At 63.7% G+C, this 16,854-nt stretch carries 21 protein-coding genes and 1 tRNA gene; 11 read left to right on the forward strand and 11 right to left on the reverse strand.

All coding sequences use genetic code 11. The features are described 5' to 3' along the window. Positions 1 to 31 precede the first annotated feature (31 nt). Together QQK18_RS23625 and QQK18_RS23630 are read left to right on the forward strand one after the other, a co-directional pair. Positions 32 to 823 carry an ATP12 family chaperone protein gene (locus QQK18_RS23625; protein WP_284342859.1) on the forward strand — a complete coding sequence of 264 codons (792 nt, stop codon included), beginning with the start codon at positions 32 to 34 and terminating at the stop codon, positions 821 to 823. Continuing rightward, positions 820 to 1,293, forward strand: coding sequence for a GNAT family N-acetyltransferase (locus QQK18_RS23630; protein ID WP_284342860.1), 474 nt, complete (start codon positions 820 to 822; stop codon positions 1,291 to 1,293). Before QQK18_RS23625 ends, QQK18_RS23630 begins: the two co-directional genes overlap by 4 nt. On the opposite strand, the gene folK is transcribed toward QQK18_RS23630, so the two are convergent. The 5 genes from folK to rimO form a co-directional block, all read right to left on the reverse strand. Then, complete coding sequence (folK, locus tag QQK18_RS23635) at positions 1,277 to 1,720, reverse strand: 2-amino-4-hydroxy-6-hydroxymethyldihydropteridine diphosphokinase (protein WP_284342861.1); 444 nt, start codon at positions 1,718 to 1,720, stop codon at positions 1,277 to 1,279. The genes QQK18_RS23630 and folK overlap by 17 nt on opposite strands. Beyond that, on the reverse strand, positions 1,720 to 2,106 hold the full coding sequence (gene folB / locus QQK18_RS23640; RefSeq protein WP_284342862.1) for a dihydroneopterin aldolase: 387 nt from the start codon (positions 2,104 to 2,106) through the stop codon (positions 1,720 to 1,722). Before folB ends, folK begins: the two co-directional genes overlap by 1 nt. A gap of 125 nt (positions 2,107 to 2,231) precedes the next feature. Then, complete coding sequence (folP, locus tag QQK18_RS23645) at positions 2,232 to 3,086, reverse strand: dihydropteroate synthase (RefSeq protein WP_284342863.1); 855 nt, start codon at positions 3,084 to 3,086, stop codon at positions 2,232 to 2,234. Positions 3,087 to 3,144: 58 nt separating this feature from the next. Further along, entirely contained in the window at positions 3,145 to 3,567 is a 423-nt protein-coding gene (locus QQK18_RS23650; protein ID WP_284342864.1) for a cupin domain-containing protein, read from the reverse strand. Between the two features lie 197 nt (positions 3,568 to 3,764). Beyond that, positions 3,765 to 5,114 carry a 30S ribosomal protein S12 methylthiotransferase RimO gene (gene rimO / locus QQK18_RS23655; protein WP_284342865.1) on the reverse strand — a complete coding sequence of 450 codons (1,350 nt, stop codon included), beginning with the start codon at positions 5,112 to 5,114 and terminating at the stop codon, positions 3,765 to 3,767. Between the two features lie 270 nt (positions 5,115 to 5,384). Between rimO and QQK18_RS23660 the strand changes: the two genes are divergently transcribed. Continuing rightward, positions 5,385 to 5,759 carry a DoxX family protein gene (locus QQK18_RS23660; protein WP_284342866.1) on the forward strand — a complete coding sequence of 125 codons (375 nt, stop codon included), beginning with the start codon at positions 5,385 to 5,387 and terminating at the stop codon, positions 5,757 to 5,759. A 50-nt stretch (positions 5,760 to 5,809) separates the two neighbouring features. Here QQK18_RS23660 and QQK18_RS23665 read toward each other — a convergent pair whose 3' ends face one another. Continuing rightward, complete coding sequence (locus QQK18_RS23665; protein WP_284342867.1) at positions 5,810 to 6,370, reverse strand: DUF4282 domain-containing protein; 561 nt, start codon at positions 6,368 to 6,370, stop codon at positions 5,810 to 5,812. Between the two features lie 50 nt (positions 6,371 to 6,420). After that, positions 6,421 to 7,167, reverse strand: a complete 747-nt coding sequence (lipB, locus tag QQK18_RS23670; protein ID WP_379995349.1) for a lipoyl(octanoyl) transferase LipB — start codon at positions 7,165 to 7,167, stop codon at positions 6,421 to 6,423. A gap of 72 nt (positions 7,168 to 7,239) precedes the next feature. Between lipB and QQK18_RS23675 the strand changes: the two genes are divergently transcribed. Together QQK18_RS23675 and QQK18_RS23680 are read left to right on the forward strand one after the other, a co-directional pair. Beyond that, positions 7,240 to 7,473 (forward strand): FliM/FliN family flagellar motor switch protein, encoded by a 234-nt coding sequence (locus tag QQK18_RS23675; protein ID WP_284342868.1) that lies wholly within the window; start codon positions 7,240 to 7,242, stop codon positions 7,471 to 7,473. Between the two features lie 188 nt (positions 7,474 to 7,661). Further along, positions 7,662 to 7,746: transfer RNA gene (locus tag QQK18_RS23680), tRNA-Leu, on the forward strand. A gap of 286 nt (positions 7,747 to 8,032) precedes the next feature. Here QQK18_RS23680 and QQK18_RS23685 read toward each other — a convergent pair. Beyond that, positions 8,033 to 8,428 carry an MmcQ/YjbR family DNA-binding protein gene (locus QQK18_RS23685; RefSeq protein ID WP_284342869.1) on the reverse strand — a complete coding sequence of 132 codons (396 nt, stop codon included), beginning with the start codon at positions 8,426 to 8,428 and terminating at the stop codon, positions 8,033 to 8,035. A gap of 119 nt (positions 8,429 to 8,547) precedes the next feature. Between QQK18_RS23685 and mgtE the strand changes: the two genes are divergently transcribed. From mgtE to QQK18_RS23700, 3 genes are all read left to right on the forward strand, one after another. After that, positions 8,548 to 9,963, forward strand: a complete 1,416-nt coding sequence (mgtE, locus tag QQK18_RS23690) for a magnesium transporter (protein WP_284342870.1) — start codon at positions 8,548 to 8,550, stop codon at positions 9,961 to 9,963. A 399-nt stretch (positions 9,964 to 10,362) separates the two neighbouring features. Further along, positions 10,363 to 11,040, forward strand: coding sequence for a glutathione S-transferase family protein (locus tag QQK18_RS23695; RefSeq protein ID WP_284342871.1), 678 nt, complete (start codon positions 10,363 to 10,365; stop codon positions 11,038 to 11,040). Further along, entirely contained in the window at positions 11,037 to 11,462 is a 426-nt protein-coding gene (locus QQK18_RS23700) for a DUF1489 family protein (protein WP_284342872.1), read from the forward strand. Before QQK18_RS23695 ends, QQK18_RS23700 begins: the two co-directional genes overlap by 4 nt. On the opposite strand, the gene QQK18_RS23705 is transcribed toward QQK18_RS23700, so the two are convergent. Beyond that, positions 11,363 to 12,211, reverse strand: coding sequence for a hypothetical protein (locus QQK18_RS23705; RefSeq protein ID WP_284342873.1), 849 nt, complete (start codon positions 12,209 to 12,211; stop codon positions 11,363 to 11,365). The two genes, QQK18_RS23700 and QQK18_RS23705, sit on opposite strands and share 100 nt — an antisense overlap. A 155-nt stretch (positions 12,212 to 12,366) precedes the next feature. Here QQK18_RS23705 and QQK18_RS23710 point away from each other — a divergent pair, with 155 nt between their 5' ends. The 3 genes from QQK18_RS23710 to QQK18_RS23720 all read left to right on the forward strand — a co-directional run bounded on the left by QQK18_RS23710 (position 12,367) and on the right by QQK18_RS23720 (position 14,781). Beyond that, complete coding sequence (locus QQK18_RS23710; RefSeq protein ID WP_379995346.1) at positions 12,367 to 13,095, forward strand: VWA domain-containing protein; 729 nt, start codon at positions 12,367 to 12,369, stop codon at positions 13,093 to 13,095. 1 nt (position 13,096) lies between these two features. Beyond that, on the forward strand, positions 13,097 to 13,807 hold the full coding sequence (locus tag QQK18_RS23715) for a DnaJ domain-containing protein (protein WP_284342875.1): 711 nt from the start codon (positions 13,097 to 13,099) through the stop codon (positions 13,805 to 13,807). 113 nt (positions 13,808 to 13,920) lie between these two features. Continuing rightward, positions 13,921 to 14,781, forward strand: a complete 861-nt coding sequence (locus QQK18_RS23720) for a division plane positioning ATPase MipZ (RefSeq protein WP_284342876.1) — start codon at positions 13,921 to 13,923, stop codon at positions 14,779 to 14,781. Positions 14,782 to 14,870: 89 nt separating this feature from the next. Here QQK18_RS23720 and QQK18_RS23725 read toward each other — a convergent pair whose 3' ends face one another. Together QQK18_RS23725 and QQK18_RS23730 are read right to left on the reverse strand one after the other, a co-directional pair. After that, complete coding sequence (locus QQK18_RS23725) at positions 14,871 to 15,149, reverse strand: hypothetical protein (RefSeq protein WP_284342877.1); 279 nt, start codon at positions 15,147 to 15,149, stop codon at positions 14,871 to 14,873. Between the two features lie 47 nt (positions 15,150 to 15,196). Next, the gene (locus tag QQK18_RS23730) at positions 15,197 to 16,768 is read right to left on the reverse strand and encodes a serine hydrolase (protein ID WP_284342878.1); all 1,572 of its coding nucleotides are present in this window, start codon (positions 16,766 to 16,768) and stop codon (positions 15,197 to 15,199) included. Positions 16,769 to 16,854 lie beyond the last annotated feature (86 nt).

Here is a 16,854-nt window from a genome sequence, read left to right on the forward strand (position 1 = left end):
AACGCGATGCGCCGTGCACTAAGGAACAGCCATGCGTGACTTCGTCGAAGACGCCCTCAACCATCGCGACGACGGCTATGGCCGCGCACAGCGGCTGATCAAGCGCGAGCTGCCCAAGCGCTTCTACAAGGAGACGGGCGTTGCGGCAGTCGAGGGCGGCTACACGGTGACGCTCGACGGGCGACCGACCCGCACACCAGGCAACAAGACGCCGGTGGCGGTGCCGGTCGTTGACCTTGCCGAAGCCATGGCGGCCGAATGGGCGGGGCAGGGCGAGCGGATCGATGCCGAGACGATGCCGGTCGTGCGCCTTGTCAACTCGGCGCTGGAAAGCGGCAGCGAGACCTTGCCGGCTTTCCGCGAGGAAGTGGTGAAGTACGCCGCCAGTGATCTGCTGCTCTATCGGGCTGACAGCCCCAGAGAGCTGGTCGCCGAGCAGGAGCGGCTGTGGGATGATGCGCTGGTGCGTGCTGCGCGGCATTTCGGTGTCAGCTTCCAGCCGACCATCGGCATCCTGCATCAGCCGCAGCCGGAAGCGACGCTCTCGCGTCTCGGCGAGATGTTGGCGGCAGAGGGGCTCCTGACGATGACGGCGCTCGTCTCCATCACCAATCTCACCGGCTCCGGTATCCTTGCACTCAGTCTGCGGCACCAGCTCCTCGAGCCGGAGGACGTGTGGGTGCGCGCCCATGTGGATGAGGACCACCAGGCCAGACTCTGGGGCATGGACGAGGAAGCGGCGCTGCGGCGGACCAAGCGCAAAGCTGAGTTCGACGCGGCGGTCGCCGTCCTCGAGTTTCTTGGGGAGGAACGGGGGCGATGAGCATTGCGGTCCGCGAGTGCGAGGCCGACGACCTGAAGGGGGTCGTCAAGATTCTCGAAGCGCGGCGAGACGATTATGCGCGCTATGAGCCGGTCTTCTGGAAACGCCGGCAGGGCATCGCTCAAGCAAGCGCGGACTATCTCAAGACCTTGCTCGGCGCCGAACGCACGGTCTGCCTCGTCGCGGCCGCAGATGACGAGATCGTCGGATTTCTGTTTGGGCGGGAGATGCCGACGCCGCCGGTCTATGATGCGGGGCCAACGGCGGCGATCGACGACTACTACGTGCGCTCCCCCGAGCTCTGGGCGACGGCCGGCGCGGGCCTCCTCGCCGAGGCGCGCTCGCGGTTCAAAGACCTGGGTTTCCAGCAGATCGTCGTCGTTTCCGGCTACAAGGATCACGCCAAAATGGTGTTCCTGCGCGACCACAAGCTCTCGCTGGCCGCCGCCTGGTTCACGACCCCGCTTTAGCCCGCTCCATCACCCATTCGGCCGTTGCCGGATCGATTTCGCGCAGCGGAACGAGCACGAAGTCGCGCTCGTGGGCATATGGATGCGGCACCGTCAGCCGCTCGGTCGTGATCTCGAGCCTGTCGTAGGCGATGATGTCGATGTCGATGAGGCGTGGTCCCCAGACCTCGATGCGCTCGCGGCCCATGTCGCGTTCGACGGCAAGGCACGCATCGAGCAGCGGCTCGGGCTTGAGGCTGGTTTCGACGGCCACGGCCATGTTGGCGAAATCGGGCTGGTCGGTCTTGCCCCAGGGCCTGGTGATGATGACGCTCGAGCGACTGGTCACGGTGACCTCGGGATGGGTGTCAAGCCGCTGCACGGCCTCGGCGAGCTGCGCCTTGGGATATCCGATGTTAGCGCCCAGTGAGAGCCACGCCTTTGGCATCATCCATTCTCCCGAAGGCGGTGGAGCTCGATTGCCGCATTGCCGCGCACCATGGAAATGGGCGCCTCGGGCTTGCGGACGCGCACCTTGATCCAGCCGATATCCGGGAAGGCGGCGAACAGGCGGTCGGCGATGCGCTGGGCTACCGCTTCGATGAGGTTCAACGGGCTTTCCTCGAAGGCGGCTTTGGTCACATTGTAGATTTCGGCGTAGGAGGCGGTCTTGCCAAGTTCGTCGGTCGAGCCCGCAGGCGACAGGTCGATGCCGCAGACGAGGTCGACGAAGAAGCGCTGGCCGAGCGTACGCTCCTCGGGTAGGACGCCGTGATAGCCGTAAAAGCCCAGGTCCTCGAGAATGATACGGTCACCGGTGAAGCGGTCGGTCATGGTGCAGTCCCTGGTTCTAGAGCAACGTGCGAAAAGAGCCTGTCCCGGACCTGATCCGGGATGGGGTCCGGCTTTTCGCAAAAACGTTGCGACAAAAAACAACTAGAGCCGGCGCTCTGATTCCGTCAGAGCGCATAAGGCTCGGAGTCCGGGCCGTAGAGTGTCGCCTGCGCAACCCTAAGGGCGTCCCTGTTGGCCCCGACGTCATGGACCCGGAAGATGTGGGCTCCGAGGCCGTAGGCGATGACGTTGGTGGCGATGGTGCCGGGCAGGCGCTCCTCAGCCGTGTTGCCGAGTAACTTGCCGATCATCGACTTGCGCGAGGTGCCAACGAGGATCGGATAGCCGGGATAGGCTTTCGGCAGGTCGCGCAGCAGGAGGTAGTTTTCGGCGAACGATTTGCCAAAGCCGAAGCCGGGATCGATGACGAGCTGGCCACGGGCAAGCCCGGCACGCTCGGCAATCTCGACCGTGCGGTCGAACCAGCGGCGCATCTCGTCCAAGAACGGTTTCTGCAGGTCGCGCGCCTTGTCCCAGTGCATGGCGATGACCGGCGCGCCATGGAGGACGGCGACGTCAGCCATTTCGGGCTCGCGCTGCAAGCCATAGACGTCGTTGACGATCGCGGCGCCCGATTGCAGGGCCTGATCGGCGACGAGGGCCTTGTAGGTGTCGATGGAGAGCGGCGCGCCGACGCGGTCGGCCTGGATCACCTCCAGCACCGGGATCACCCGGTCGAGCTCGTCCTGCACCCCGATCTCCTGCGATCCCGGCCGGGTACTCTCGCCGCCAACGTCGATGATGTCTGCGCCTTCGGCGAGCATCTGGCGGACATGGGCGAGGGCCTCATCGACGCGGTCGAACCGGCCGCCATCCGAAAAGCTGTCGGGCGTGACGTTGAGGATGCCCATGATGCGCGCCGTCGAGCCAAGCGCAAGCTCGGATCTGTCGGGCAGGGTAAGGGTATAGGCGGTGTGCATGGCGGTACCGGCTCCGGTTGCCGGTCTATCAGTGCGATGCGCACTGGTCCAGATGAGGCTACTTGCGTACGGGCCCGAGATCGTTGTCGGGATAGTAGATGGTTTCTTTGCCGGGAAGGCGGGAACCGACGACGAGATAGCTCGCGGGAGCCTGCGATCGATTCTGGAGGTGATGACCGTTGGGTTCACCGGCGGGGAAGCCGACGATCGCGCCCGCGGTCAGTTGATGATCGCCGTTGTCGTCGACGAGGGTCAGAACGCCATCGAGCATGTAGACGAACTCGTCTTCGGCTTGGTGCCAGTGACGCAGCGCCGACCATGCGCCGGGGTCGAGCGTCAGCACATTCACACCGAACTGCGTTATGCCGAGACCCTTGGCAAGCCTCTGCTCATGTCTGCCGCTGAAGCGCTCCCGCTCGATCTTGTAGCCGGCGCCGGAGACGACGGGCAGCTTGGAGATGTGCGAAAGTCTCGTTGGCATGGCTGTCCCCCAAAGCGTTCTGTAAGTCCTCTTTACTTACGTCGTGGGGCGCCCGCGAGACAAGACGATGAAGTGCGCGGATCCGCGTCGAGGACGAAGCGCAGCGCCGGTATTCGACAGTCGACGGAAATCGTGCGCCAAACGACAAGGCCCCCGTCCGGGTGGACGAGGGCTTCAACTCCGACTGGTGCCGATGGTCAGTTCGCGTTGCGGACGGGTTCGGCGAAGAGGTCGTATTCGTCGCTGCCGGTGACGGTGACCGTCACCAGGTCGCCGGGCTTGATGCCGGCGGCATTCTCGACGATCACCTGGCCGTCGATGTCGGGCGCATCCCATTTGGAGCGGGCGAGGGCGCGGTTCTCCTCAGGGCGGACGTCGTCGACGAGCACCTCGATGGTGCGGCCGACCTTCTTGGCGAGCTGGTGGGTCGAAACGTCCTGGGCGACCTCCATCAGCCGCTCGAAGCGCTCGCGCTTGACCTCGTCGGGAATGACGCCGGCGAGATCATTGGCGGGCGCACCCGTTACCGGCTCGTACTCGAAGCACCCGGCGCGGTCGATCTGGGCTTCCTCGAGCCAGTCGAGGAGGAACTCGAAATCCTCCTCGGTCTCACCGGGGAAGCCGACGATGAAGTTCGAGCGGATGGTGAGATCCGGGCAGATCTCGCGCCATTTCTTAATGCGATCGAGCGTCTTTTCCTGGTTGGCCGGGCGGCGCATGGCCTTGAGGACGCTGGGCGAAGCGTGCTGGAAGGGAATGTCGAGATAGGGGAGCACCTTGCCCTCGGCCATCAGCTCGATGACCTGATCGACATGCGGGTAGGGGTAGACGTAGTGCAGGCGCACCCAGGCGCCTAGCTCGCCCAGTTCCTTGGCAAGATCATAGAACCTGGCCTTCACCGGTCGGCCGCGATATTTCGTTTCGGCATATTTGATATCGACGCCATAGGCGCTGGTATCTTGCGAGATGACCAGCAACTCCTTGACGCCGGAGCGGATGAGGCCTTCAGCCTCGGAGAGCACGCCGGCCGCGGGACGGGACACGAGGTCGCCCCTGATCTGCGGGATGATGCAGAACGAGCAGCGGTTGTTGCAGCCTTCGGAAATCTTGAGATACGCGTAGTGACGCGGGGTGAGCTTCAAGCCCTGCTCGGGCACGAGGTCCACAAACCTGTTGGGCACGGGCGGCAGGTGGTCGTGTACGGCGCCGACCACGGCCTCATACTGGTGCGGGCCGGTGACGGCCAGCACGTTCGGATGCGTCTTGCGGATCAGGTTCTCCTCGACGCCGAAGCAGCCGGTAACAATGACGCGGCCGTTCTCGTTCAAGGCTTCGCCGATGGCCTCCAGGCTTTCCGCCTTGGCGCTGTCGAGGAAGCCGCAGGTATTGACCAGCACGAGGTCCGCGCCCTCGTAGTCGCGCGAGAAGGCATAGCCTTGAGCGCGCAAGGTCGTCATGATGCGCTCGCTGTCGACGAGGGCTTTCGGGCAGCCGAGGCTAACAAGGCCTATCTTAGGCGCTTGGCCGGACTTCAGGGCTTGGCTCATGGATATCTCATGGCTCGCGGCACGCATTGTCTCGGGCCAATTCGAGCTCTGGGTAAAACAAGCGCGTTTCATACTGCAAACGGCGCAAAATGCAACCAAAAGCCATCCCGGCAGCGGGAATGCTGGGTTGCAGTGGTTGCTGATCACAAACAGTTATGGCCAAATTCTCGAACAGTGCGTGCGCTTTGCCCGGGTAGTTCGTCATGCCGTCGATGGGTTAGGTGCACATTCCGCGCCGCATGGCAGGACCAACAGCCAAAAGGATAACAGATGTTCGATCGTCTCTCCGCTTATGCGCCGCAGGCCCTCGCCGTGCTGCGTATCATCACCGCCCTGCTCTTCATCGAGCACGGTACGCAGAAGTTCTTCGGCTTTCCCGCCGAGTTCCCGGCACCTCTAGATCCGCTGTTCGTCGTCGCCGGCGTCCTCGAACTGGTCGGGGGCCTGCTGGTACTGGTCGGCTTCTTCACGCGTCCGGTAGCTTTCATCCTCGCGGGCGAGATGGCCGTTGCTTACTGGATGTTTCACGCGCCGCAAAGCGTCTTCCCCCTCGTCAATATGGGCGAAGCAGCAGTTCTCTACTGCTTTGTCTTCCTCTATCTCGTGTTCGCCGGTCCTGGCGCCTGGAGCGTCAATAAGCAGTAGCGGATTGCACGGGTGACGCCGGGCCGCCGCGAACCGTCGCGGCGGCCTTTTTATGTCGGCGGGGGCTTGGGCTTGGGCGTGCGCTTGGCCGTACGCCGCACAGCGCGCTTGGGGGCGGGCTTCTCGGTCTCAGGCGGAGCAGGCCGGGCGGTGGAGCTGTCGGGCGGCATGGTGGCGGGCGGCTCGGGCGCCCGCGGCGGTGGTTCCGTGGCCGGGGTGATATATTCGTCGGCCTCGGCGAAGTCGGTCTCGTCCTCCTCGGCCAGATCCCGGATGGCCTCGCGGACCTCGTCGAGCAGGGAAGCCGAATAGCGGCTGCGGTTGACCGCTTCGCCCTCGGTTTCATGCGTTTTGAAATAGACCAGCAGCGCCTCGCAGAAGACGCGCAGGACCAGCACCATCAGCAGACCGAAGACCGCGATCTCGATGAGGCCCCAGAGGCCGTTGGTGAAGCCCACGGCGAAGGTGGTAACGAGATGCCTGACCGCCCAGAGCAGCACGCCCGCCAGCCCCACGGCATAAATGATGGAGGCGAGCCTGGGTGCGAGGACCGCGTCGAGCCGGAAAAGTGTCTGCCGGCTGAAGAGGCGTTTGAGGTCATCGAGTGTCATTTCAGCCTCCTTGGGCGTGACGATTCGAGCTTAACCCCAGACTGGGGAAGTCATCCAGCACTGGCAAGGCCTTGGGTCCGCGTGGCACCGGTCGGCCCGAAATTGCGCTCGAATGCCTGCTTCATGACAATGTCGACCTCTGCCAGCGACACGATGTGTCCAAGGTCTTCAAGGCTCGTAACGCCCTGATCGGAGATGCCGCAGGGCACGATACCGTCATAGTGGGCAAGGTCAGGTGCGACATTGAGGGAGATGCCGTGGAAGGTCACCCATTTGGAGACCCTGACGCCGATGGCGGCGATCTTGTCCTCACGGCCTTGCCCCTTGTCGGGGCGCCCGACCCACACGCCGACGCGCCCCGGACGCCGCTCGCCAAGCACGTTGAAGGCGGCCAGGGTGTCGATCACCCAGGCCTCCAGACCCTCGACCAGGCAGCGGATGTCCCGGCCCCGCTGGCGCAGGTCGAGCATGACATAGGCCACACGCTGGCCGGGGCCGTGATAGGTATACTGGCCGCCGCGGCCGGCCTCATACACGGGGAAACGGGCAGAGACGAGGTCTTCGGGGCGTGCGGAGGTACCGGCGGTATAGAGGGGAGGGTGCTCCAGCAGCCAGATGGCTTCCGGCGCCTCGCCCGCGGCAATGGCGGCCGCACGTTCACGCATCGCCTCGAGCGCTTGGCGGTAATCGACAGGATTGTCCGAGATGAGCCATTCAACTGGGCGCGCATCCGGGCGTGCGAGCTTACCCTGCACCGAGCACGCTTGCGGTTCCGGCGTTAATGCTTCGCTAACCAAACTGACCAATGCTGGCTCCATCGGATTCTCGGCCGGCGGCACAGTGCCGGCCCCTGCTACTGGTGCTTATTTATGAGTTCTCTCGACACTATTGAAGTCGATATCACGGTCGAACTCGGCGCAACCACCATGCCGATCCACCATCTCCTGCGCATGGGGCGCGGCGCCGTGATCGAACTCGATACCACTGAGCACGATCCCATGCGCATCTACGCCAACTCGACGCTCATCGCCGAGGGCGACATCAGCGTCGATGACGGACAGTTGCGGGTGCTCGTCACCCAAAAGGTTCTGAAGCGCGGGTAACCCTTCGGCGCGTTGCTCCAGGCTTTCCTGTCAACCTTCTGAATTTCAAGCACAAAGTTGGGCCAAAAAGCGAAGGCGGACGCACGTTCTGCAAGCGCTTCGGAAAAATCATATATAGCGCTTGAGGTCACGGAACCGATTTGCTACATGCTGGCTCGCTTCGCCGCAGGGCGGGCATCCCCCGATGTGCGGTCGTGGCGGAATTGGTAGACGCGCAGCGTTGAGGTCGCTGTGCCGCAAGGCGTGGAAGTTCGAGTCTTCTCGACCGCACCAGGGTCACCCTCAAGGTGAACATGAAAAAGCCGCCCGGTTGGGCGGCTTTCCTGTTTCCGGCCCTATTGCGCGGGCGGGGGGGCCGTATCGGCGGGCGGCGCGTCGGCAGGCGGAGCGCCGGCATCACCCGGAGGGGCGTCGCCGCAGGCCGCGAGCGCCATGAAAAGCAGGGCTGCGAGAGGGGCGAAGAGCTTAAAGGACATTTGGACGTCACCTGTGGTGTGTTGAAGGTCCCCCAAAACCGCACCAGCCTTGTCGTTCAATCAGGCAAAGTTGGGGCCACTGGTCAATCTTCCGTTAACGGCACCTGCAGGGGCTTCTGAGCGGCGACTTTCGCCGGTGCCTTGAAGCGCCAGGAATTTTCGAGGCGCAGCGACAACTCCTCGTCGTCGATCGCCGAGAGGCGCACCAGCACGGCCGGCCAGGCAACATAGTGGTCGGTCTCGAAGTAGATGTGCGGCGACATCTCCATCAGGAGTGCCTTTTGTTCCAATGGGCAGAGCAGCACCAGCGTGTCGGCATCCTTGAGGCGCACGAATGATTTGTCCTTGACCTTGAGGCTTGGCGTCCCATAGCTCGTCGAGCGTGTGACTTCCGGCAGGCCGCGCTCCCGCGCCAGTCGGACGACCCGCTCAAAGACCGTGTCGAGGTTCGATCCACGTTCTGCCGGTTTCATTTGCATTTGCCGCCTCCCAACGGCGTGGAAATCCGAGCTGACTTGCAATCGGGAGTCTGGCGCGGCCGGCAGCGATTGGCTACAGCTTTGTCAGCCCCGAACCTGCGGTCACATGAGGGCCCCCAATGAGCGACGATCACACCGACAGCCCGGTCGAGCCTTCCGGGATCGATCCTGATGCGTTCCGCGATGCCGAGGATCGGATCAATCCGCTTTGGATTGAACGCCTTCGCGCGCATTTGGCTGCCGGCGAGACGGGCGATGTCGCCGATATGATGACGCCGCTGCATGCAGCCGATACCGGCGACGTGCTCGAGGCCCTCGACAATCCCGAACGACTGGCGCTGGTCCTCGCCCTCGGAGATGCGTTCGACTATTCGGCGCTGACCGAGGTGGACGAATCCGTACGCCTCGGGCTCATGGAACTGCTGCCCAATGCCGAGATCGCCAGGGGCGTTGCAAACCTCGACAGCGACGATGCCGTATATCTCCTCGAGGACCTCGAGGAAGAGGATCGGGACGCCATCCTCGCGCAACTGCCGCCCTTCGAGCGACTCAGCCTCAAGCGCAGCCTCGATTTTCCCGAGGAGTCCGCTGGCAGGCGGATGCAGACCGAGTTCATCGCCATCCCGCCGTTCTGGACGGTCGGGCAGACGATCGACTATCTGCGGGCTGAAAAGGACCTGCCCGACGAATTCTATCAGATCTATGTGGTGGACGCTTCCTACCACGTTCTCGGCATCGTGCCGCTCGACAAGCTGTTGCGCACGCGGCGACCGGTCAAGATCGAAGCGATCATGAACACCAACGTCGTGCTGGTCGATGCCATGGAGGACCAGGAGGAGGCCGCCCGCGACTTTGAGCGCTACGACCTCGTCGAGGTTGGCGTCGTCGACGAAAACAAGCGGCTCGTCGGCGTGCTGACGGTGGACGACATTGTCGACGTCATCCATGAGGAGGCGGATGAGGACATCCGCCTGATGGCGGGCGTCGGCGACGAGGAGGTGTCCGACTCGACCTTCGATACGGTCAAGAGCCGCGTACCGTGGCTGGTGGTCAACTTGATCACGGCGGTGCTCGTTTCCCTCGTCATTGGCCTGTTCAACGCCACCATCGAGCAGATGGTGGCCCTCGCCGTGCTGATGCCGATCGTTGCGTCAATGGGTGGTAATGCCGGTACGCAGACCATGACCGTGACCGTGCGCGCACTCGCCATGCGCGAGCTCGAGGGGCGCCGCAGGCGCCGGCTCGTCACCCGCGAGATGGTTGTCGGGTTCCTCAACGGCGTGATCTTTGCCGTGCTGGTCGGCGTGGTGACGGCCCTGCGGTTTGGCAATATCGACCTGGGCATCGTTATCGGCATGGCCATGACCATCAACATGATCGTGGCGGGGACGGCCGGTATCCTCATTCCGCTCACCCTCCACAAACTCAAGGCCGACCCTGCCGTCGCCTCGGCGGTCTTCGTTACCACCGTGACCGACGTCGTCGGGTTCTTTGCATTTCTGGCGCTGGCGGGGCTCTGGTTCGGGCTGTTCTGAGCAGGGAGGCGGTGCGGTCAACCTATTGAATGAGAATATGTTTTTGCCTCGCTTTACGTTCCTCATGCCGCCGCTTTTCCACAGGTTGTGCCAGTAACGAGTGTGTCTTTTTGGCCGCTTGCAAAGCCAATTCGGCGCGGTTAACGATTTCTGACCGGCATGTGACATCGTCCACACGATGGATGCGGCGCCGGTGTGAAGCGGCTGACAAGGAGCATTTGCATGCGAAGTCAACCGAAGACATGGTGGCGGGCCGCCACCTGGACATTCGTTTGTCTGGTGTCTATGGGGCTCGTGTTTTCCGTGGTTGCCGGCGTCTAACGGCCGATCGACCGCTGATCTTGAAAGTTCAGAAGGGGCGCCCCGTGCCACAGGGCGCCCCTTCTTCTTGGAGGCCATATGAAGCTCATCATCGCCAACCGCAACTATTCGAGCTGGTCGATGCGTCCCTGGCTGGTGCTGGCGCATTTCGACATCGCGTTCGAGGACGAAGTGCTGATGCTCTCGGGAGAGGGCTGGCGTAAGACGATCGCGGCGCGTTCACCGACAGGCCGGGTGCCGGTGCTCGTCGACCGCGACCTGATGGTGCCCGAAACGATCGCCATCATCGAATACCTGGCGGACAAATTTCCCGACAAAGCCATCTGGCCGTCCGACATGCGCCAACGGGCTCTGGCCCGCGCGGCTTCTGCCGAAATGCATGCCGGATTTGCGGCGCTGAGGTCGCAGGCGCCAATGAACCTGCGCGCCAGCCACCCGGGCAAGGTTGCGCTCGATGCGGTCGCGAGCGACCTGCACCGGATTGAAACGCTTTGGGGCGATCTGCTTTTGGCCTCCGGCGGACCATTCCTCTTCGGTGCGTTTACGGCGGCCGATGCCATGTTCGCGCCGGTCGCGACGCGGCTGCGTGTCTATGACCTGCCGGTCTCGGACGGGGCGGCGGCCTATGTCGAAGCGATCTACGGTCTGCCCGCTTTCCAGCAGTGGTTGAGCCTGGCGCTCAAGGAGCCGTGGATCGTTGACGACGACGAGATCGATGTGATCCAGGGCCGGATCGCGCGGGGGACGCTGGCATGATCCATATGGTGAAGCTCTGCGTCGGGGTCTCCAGCATAGAGGAGCTGGAAAGCTACCGTGACGAGCGCGCCCATTGGTGGGACGCCGACTATGGCGAGGATGTGCATGTGCACCGCACACGCATGATGCCCAAGCGCGCCGCAGAGATGGAGGGCAAGGCATCGATCTACTGGGTCATCTCCGGCGTTATCGGCTGCCGTCAGCCGATCCTTCGGCTCGCGCCCTATGCGGACGAAGAAGGCAAAACCTATTGCGACATCATCATGTCACCTGAGCTCGTCCGCACCGTTCCCTATCCCAAGCGTCCTTTCCAGGGCTGGCGCTATCTGCGGCCGCAGGACGCGCCGCCAGACCTCGGCGCGAACGACGACGCCGGCTCGGAGGTTATCGCCAGGGAATTGGCGCGGCTGGGGCTGCTGTAACGACCCTCTTTCAGGAACGGCCGCACCGCGCTTGCCATCAAGCCAGCGAACTCCAGGCGCCTGATCCATTGCAGCGGATCATCGTCGCCGGTATCGGCCGGCGCTCCGAACTCCTCGATGGCCCGATAGAAAAGGGCGTCGGATTCGGCATAGCCGACGCTCAGGCCGGCTTGCCTTGCCAGCAGCGGCCATTCCACGTCGTTGGCGAGCGTGTCGACCGTGCTCTGCGTGACGATCGTGGCTGCAGCGCGGCTCGACATGCGCCGGACCGCGAACATCAGGTCCCAGCTCTTACCGGTCATGAGCGTGTAGATGTGGTTGACCAGTCGTTCCGTCTCCTGCAGACGACGAGGCCCGGCCGAGAGGGCCCGTGCAGAGCGGCCAACTACGAGAAAGTCGAGATCGGGACGGTCCTGCAGGACATTTGCGAGGTTGGTGCCGCCATGCTCTATCCAGCGCAGCAGATGGTCGAGGTCGCTTAAAAGGATAGTCGGGCAGTCCAGCGCGAGCCGGACCGCGTCCCGGCGAGCTTTGCCGATGGTTGCTTCGTTGGCAGGATGAACGACGACCTTTGCGCCGCGCAACGAGCGAACGGCTTCTACGAGAGCGGGCGCCGAGGCGTCCGAGACGTTGAGGGCGATGCGGGAAAACATGTCGGTGAGCGGTGTCGACAGGCGTTCGACCGCTGCAACGAGGTTTCCGTCGGGATCGTGAACCGCTGACGCCAGAGCAGTGTCGGTGGAAGGCATTCAGCACCTCATGAGCCGTCGACAGAAGTCGTTGGTTTCTTAGCCAAGTTCGGTCACCTTTTGGAGGGTGTCCTGTCGGCGAAACAAACCTTCGTCGGCAACACACCTTCCGGCGCGGCCTTGCGGCGGTCCCGGTGCGGTTCCATATTCGATCTATGGGAGACAAGGATCGTAATCTCGAGCGTCGCGATCGCCCCGGTTCCGTGACGAACCGGGAGGGGGAGTCGGCAAGCTCGGACGTTGCCGCGTTCGTCAAGCAGGTCGGCGCCATGGCGCGGCCGGCAGGAGCTGGCCGCGGCCGGCTGCTGTTCGCCCTCGATGCCACCATGAGCCGGCAACCGACCTGGGACCTCGCCTGTCAGCTCCAGGCCGAGATGTTCGAGGCAATTCCGAAGGGCAAGCTCTCCGTGCAGCTTCTCTACTTTCGCGGATTCGGGGAATGCCGCGCCTCCAAATGGGTGGTCGATGCGTCGGCGCTGGCCAAGCTGATGTCTGGCCTCGAATGTCGAGGCGGCAACACCCAGATTTCCAAGGTTTTCGCTCATGCCCGGGCCGAGCATGCAATGGAGCGGATCAACGCGGTCGTCTATGTCGGCGATGCGATCGAGGAGAATGTCGATGCCTTGGCCGAAAAGGCCGGGCAACTCGGGCTTCTCGGCTGCCCGATGTTCGTCTTCCAGGAGGGACGTGACAGCCGGGTGGAGGCCGCGTTCCGCGAATTCGCGCGGCTGACCAAAGGCGCCTATGCGCGCTTCGATTCCTCGGCGCCGCGTGAACTTGCCGAGCTGCTCAAAGCTGTGGCGGCCTATGCAAGCGGCGGGCGCGAGCTTTTGAGACTGCAGAAGAGCGCACCGGCGCGGGCGCTGCTCGAGCAGTTGCGCTGACATGACCTATTTCTTCATCGGTGGCGCCATTTTGCTTGCGGTGCTGGCCGCATGGCAGGGACTGCGTGGATTGGGGCGCCCTCGGATGATGTTCCTGTTGCGCTGGATCACTGGTGGAGGGGCGGCGCTGATCGCCGTGCTGCTGCTCATTGCGCGACGCATCGACATTGCCGTGTTCTTCGGTTTTGTCGCCTATACGATCCTGGTGCGTGGCCGAATCGGCCCGTTCTCCTTTGAAAGCGAGACGCTCAGCCAGGACAACATCTCAAAGGTGCGCAGCCGCTACTTTGCCATGGAACTCGACCACGACACGGGGGAGGTCAAGGGACGTACGGTGGCTGGCCAGTTCGCCGGCGCAGATCTTATCGATCTCGGCGAAATAGAGACGCGGGCGCTGATCGAAGAGGTCGCATGGGATCCCGACAGCGTCAGTCTCCTCGAAAGCTGGCTGGACGCCAACCGGGCGGGCTGGCGGGAGTATTTCGAGGAAACGGCGCACACCGAGGCCGGCGGTGCGCCAGCGCAGGGAGATCCGGTGGCCGAGGCTTACGAGGTGCTGGGCCTCCAGCCCGGTGCGACGCCCGAAGAAATCCGGGCTGCCCATCGCGAACTGATGAAGGGCGTCCACCCCGACCACGGCGGCTCGAGTTATCTCGCCTCCAAGATCAACGAGGCGCGCGACCTGCTGCTCAAGAAGCACGAGACGCCTTGAGTCCCGGTTGCCCGGTCAACCCGTGAATTCAGATTTTGTTAACCATATCCGCGCTTGTATCGGCTGAGGGAACCGCCACATTCGGCGAAGCGAAATTCCAGGAGTCGGCGACGGTGCGGTCCGGAGCGTATGTCATAGTCGTGGGCAACGAGAAGGGTGGTTCGGGCAAGTCCACCACGGCCTTCCACTTGGCAGTCTACCTGCTTTACGCCGGTTTCCGGGTCGCCAGTATCGACGTCGACAGCCGCCAGCAGACCTTTACCCACTATGTGCGCAATCGGCGCAACTGGATGCAGCGGCTGGAAACAAAGCTGCCGCATACGACCCATTACCATCTGCCTCTGGTGCGCAGCGATTCTGCCGCCGAGCGACAGAGGCTTGAGTTCGACCTGTTCCGACAGGCGCTGGCGGAGGTCGACCGCAATGCCGATTTCCTCATCATCGACACCCCAGGCTTCGATACCAACCTCTCGCGGCTTGCCCATTCCATGGCCGACACGTTGGTCACTCCGGTCAACGACAGCCTCATCGATCTCAACGTGATCGCCCATGTCGATCCATCGAGTGGCGAACCGGGGCCGACGAGCCACTATGCGCGGCTGGTGCAGCGGGCCCGGTCCGAACGGTTGGCGGCGGATGGTCAGACGATCGACTGGGTGCTTCTGCGTAACCGCATCTCGACGCTCTCCTCGCGCAATGCACGCCAGGTGCAGGCCATGCTCGAGCGTATCGCGGGCCGGCTCGGCTGCCGAGTGGCCGACGGGATTGCCGAACGGGTGATCTTCCGTTCCCTGTTTCCCACGGGCCTGACGGTCTTTGATCCCCTGGATGAGACGATGCTCGGGGGGATGCCGTCAATGTCCCATGTCAGCGCCCGCCAGGAATATCGATTACTGGTGCAAGCTCTCAACCTTCCCATCGGCGCCCGGGCACACGTGCGCCGGGAGATCGAGGTCGCCGCCGCCGGGCAGTAAGCACAGCAAGGTTCTGACGGCCCGAGCGCATTTCAGCAATTGGCTCTACCGATGATCCCGAAACGTCTGCGAGTCTTCGGGATCGTGCTTTAGCGCCGGCGGCCGAGCTCGAGGTTCACGGCCCGCCGGCCGTCGGGTGAGAAGACATCGAGATCGACGGCGGCCGGCGGCAGCGCTGCGCGGCGGGTACGTGCCGAGAGCGCCAGAACGGCGCCCAGTAGTTCAGTGACCGTACGGCGATGGGTCTGGGGCGCAAGGCGTGCCACCAGCCCGTCCAGGGCTCGGCGGCGGACTGCCTCGTTGGCCGAGGACAGGGGCGAACGGCCAACGAAGGCGGCCAATTCGGAAAGGGCTGAACGTTCGGTCATCCGGGCTTACTCCAAACCATGTGCCAAGAGACGGGTCCCTGTAGCGGCTAGCTCTGCATTGCGAGGCAGCTCAGATTTTGTTGCTTGAGTTGATTGCATACGTTCGTGGCATCATCCCGGTCGCCGAAGCCGGCAAAGCGGGCGCGGTAGAAGATCTGGCCGTTCTTTTCGAAGCGTTCGACATAGGGGCGGAAGTCCGTGAGGACCCCGAGCTTGCCGGTGGCGTCGTTCAGCAGGCCACGGGCGCTCTCTTCGGAAGGTGCTGCGCCGATCTGGACCACCCAGCCGCCGGCAGCTGGCTGGTTCTCGCTGACCGAGATGCTGCCGCTCGTCATCAGGTCGATGGGCTGACCATCGCCAGTCTCGACCGGCGGCACCAGCGGGGCGGAGGGAGCCGTCTGACCTAGCGCTGAAGGTGGAGCGCCGAGCGAATAGGTTTCGCTGAGCCAGGCGCCGATGACATCCTCAGCCGGGTAGGCCTGCTGAGGGGCCTGCGTGGGAGCCGCCAGGACGTTGGCGGCCTGTACGGCAGGCTGGAGGGCGAGATCTGCGGGCATCGGGGCGGGCGCGGGAGCGGCCGCCGGCGCCAGGCCTGCCGTCACGACCGTCGGTGCGGGTTGTGCGCCATTGGCGGCAACGAGCTGGGCAAGGCGGAAGCCGGGCAGTGGGGCGGGCGTCACATAGACCGGTTTTGCCGACTGGGCCACCATGGTCGCACCGCCGCCCTGGCGGCCAGGCAGCGGGATCATCGCGGTCTGCAGATAGTCGCCGCGGCGGCCCTTGGGGAGATAGTTGGCGACAAGCTCGCGCACCTTCTGGTCGCGGGACGCTGCACTGTTGAAGCCGAAGGCGACGACGACGATGTGGCGGTTGTCCTTGCGCGCGGCGGTCAGGAGATTGGAACCGGCCGCGTTGATGTAGCCGGTCTTGATGCCATCGACGGCGTTCATATAGCCCAGCACCCGGTTGTGGTTGCCGAAGGTCTTGCCGCCGTAGCGGAAGCTGCGGGTCTGGAAGTACTCGTAGTAGCGCGGGAAGTGCTGGTAGACAGCGATGCCGAGGATTGCCTGGTCGCGCACGGTTGTAATCTGGCCGCCATCGGGCAGCCCCGAGGCGTTGCGATAGGTGGTGTTGCGCATGCCGAGCGCACGGGCCGTGGCGGTCATGCGCTCGGCGAACTTGGATTCGGTGCCCGAGATGTGCTCGGCGATGACCCGGGCCATGTCGTTTGCCGAAAGGGTTACCAGCGACTTGATCGCGTCTTCGACGGTGATGGTGGCACCGGCCCGCAGGCCGAGCTTGGTGGGCACGGCCGACGCCGCGTGGCGCGACACCGTCATCTTGGTCGAAAGGCTGAGATTGCCCGCCTCCAGCTCCTGAAAAAGGACGTAGAGGGTCATCACCTTGGCAACGGAGGCCGGATAGCGCTTGGAGTCGGCGCCTTCTTCGTAGAGCACCTGACCAGATTTGGCGTCGACCACGATACCAGCATATTTGCGCAGGTTCTCGATGGCCGAAGCGGGCGCCGTCGAGGGCAAAAGGATTGCGAAACAGACGAAGAAAGCGGCAAGTGCACGCGCCAACTGGGCACGCAAAGGGGATTGCGCCTGGGAAGCCACCCGGTACTCCAACTCGTTACTCCCGGACGACGACTGCGTCCGTACACAACTCGAAATGTGTGGCGCCGGCGACAAGCCCCCACGGC

Source organism: Devosia nitrariae, from assembly GCF_030160115.1.
GTDB classification, from domain to species: domain Bacteria; phylum Pseudomonadota; class Alphaproteobacteria; order Rhizobiales; family Devosiaceae; genus Devosia; species Devosia nitrariae.

Coding starts and splice junctions, on each gene's coding strand:
- QQK18_RS23625 (WP_284342859.1), top strand. CDS start 32: ATGCGTGACTTCGTCGAAGACGCCCTCAACCATCGCGACGACGGCTAT.
- QQK18_RS23630 (WP_284342860.1), top strand. CDS start 820: ATGAGCATTGCGGTCCGCGAGTGCGAGGCCGACGACCTGAAGGGGGTC.
- folK (WP_284342861.1), bottom strand. CDS start 1,720: ATGCCAAAGGCGTGGCTCTCACTGGGCGCTAACATCGGATATCCCAAG.
- folB (WP_284342862.1), bottom strand. CDS start 2,106: ATGACCGACCGCTTCACCGGTGACCGTATCATTCTCGAGGACCTGGGC.
- folP (WP_284342863.1), bottom strand. CDS start 3,086: ATGCACACCGCCTATACCCTTACCCTGCCCGACAGATCCGAGCTTGCG.
- QQK18_RS23650 (WP_284342864.1), bottom strand. CDS start 3,567: ATGCCAACGAGACTTTCGCACATCTCCAAGCTGCCCGTCGTCTCCGGC.
- rimO (WP_284342865.1), bottom strand. CDS start 5,114: ATGAGCCAAGCCCTGAAGTCCGGCCAAGCGCCTAAGATAGGCCTTGTT.
- QQK18_RS23660 (WP_284342866.1), top strand. CDS start 5,385: ATGTTCGATCGTCTCTCCGCTTATGCGCCGCAGGCCCTCGCCGTGCTG.
- QQK18_RS23665 (WP_284342867.1), bottom strand. CDS start 6,370: ATGACACTCGATGACCTCAAACGCCTCTTCAGCCGGCAGACACTTTTC.
- QQK18_RS23675 (WP_284342868.1), top strand. CDS start 7,240: ATGAGTTCTCTCGACACTATTGAAGTCGATATCACGGTCGAACTCGGC.
- QQK18_RS23685 (WP_284342869.1), bottom strand. CDS start 8,428: ATGCAAATGAAACCGGCAGAACGTGGATCGAACCTCGACACGGTCTTT.
- mgtE (WP_284342870.1), top strand. CDS start 8,548: ATGAGCGACGATCACACCGACAGCCCGGTCGAGCCTTCCGGGATCGAT.
- QQK18_RS23695 (WP_284342871.1), top strand. CDS start 10,363: ATGAAGCTCATCATCGCCAACCGCAACTATTCGAGCTGGTCGATGCGT.
- QQK18_RS23700 (WP_284342872.1), top strand. CDS start 11,037: ATGATCCATATGGTGAAGCTCTGCGTCGGGGTCTCCAGCATAGAGGAG.
- QQK18_RS23705 (WP_284342873.1), bottom strand. CDS start 12,211: ATGCCTTCCACCGACACTGCTCTGGCGTCAGCGGTTCACGATCCCGAC.
- QQK18_RS23710 (WP_379995346.1), top strand. CDS start 12,367: ATGGGAGACAAGGATCGTAATCTCGAGCGTCGCGATCGCCCCGGTTCC.
- QQK18_RS23715 (WP_284342875.1), top strand. CDS start 13,097: ATGACCTATTTCTTCATCGGTGGCGCCATTTTGCTTGCGGTGCTGGCC.
- QQK18_RS23725 (WP_284342877.1), bottom strand. CDS start 15,149: ATGACCGAACGTTCAGCCCTTTCCGAATTGGCCGCCTTCGTTGGCCGT.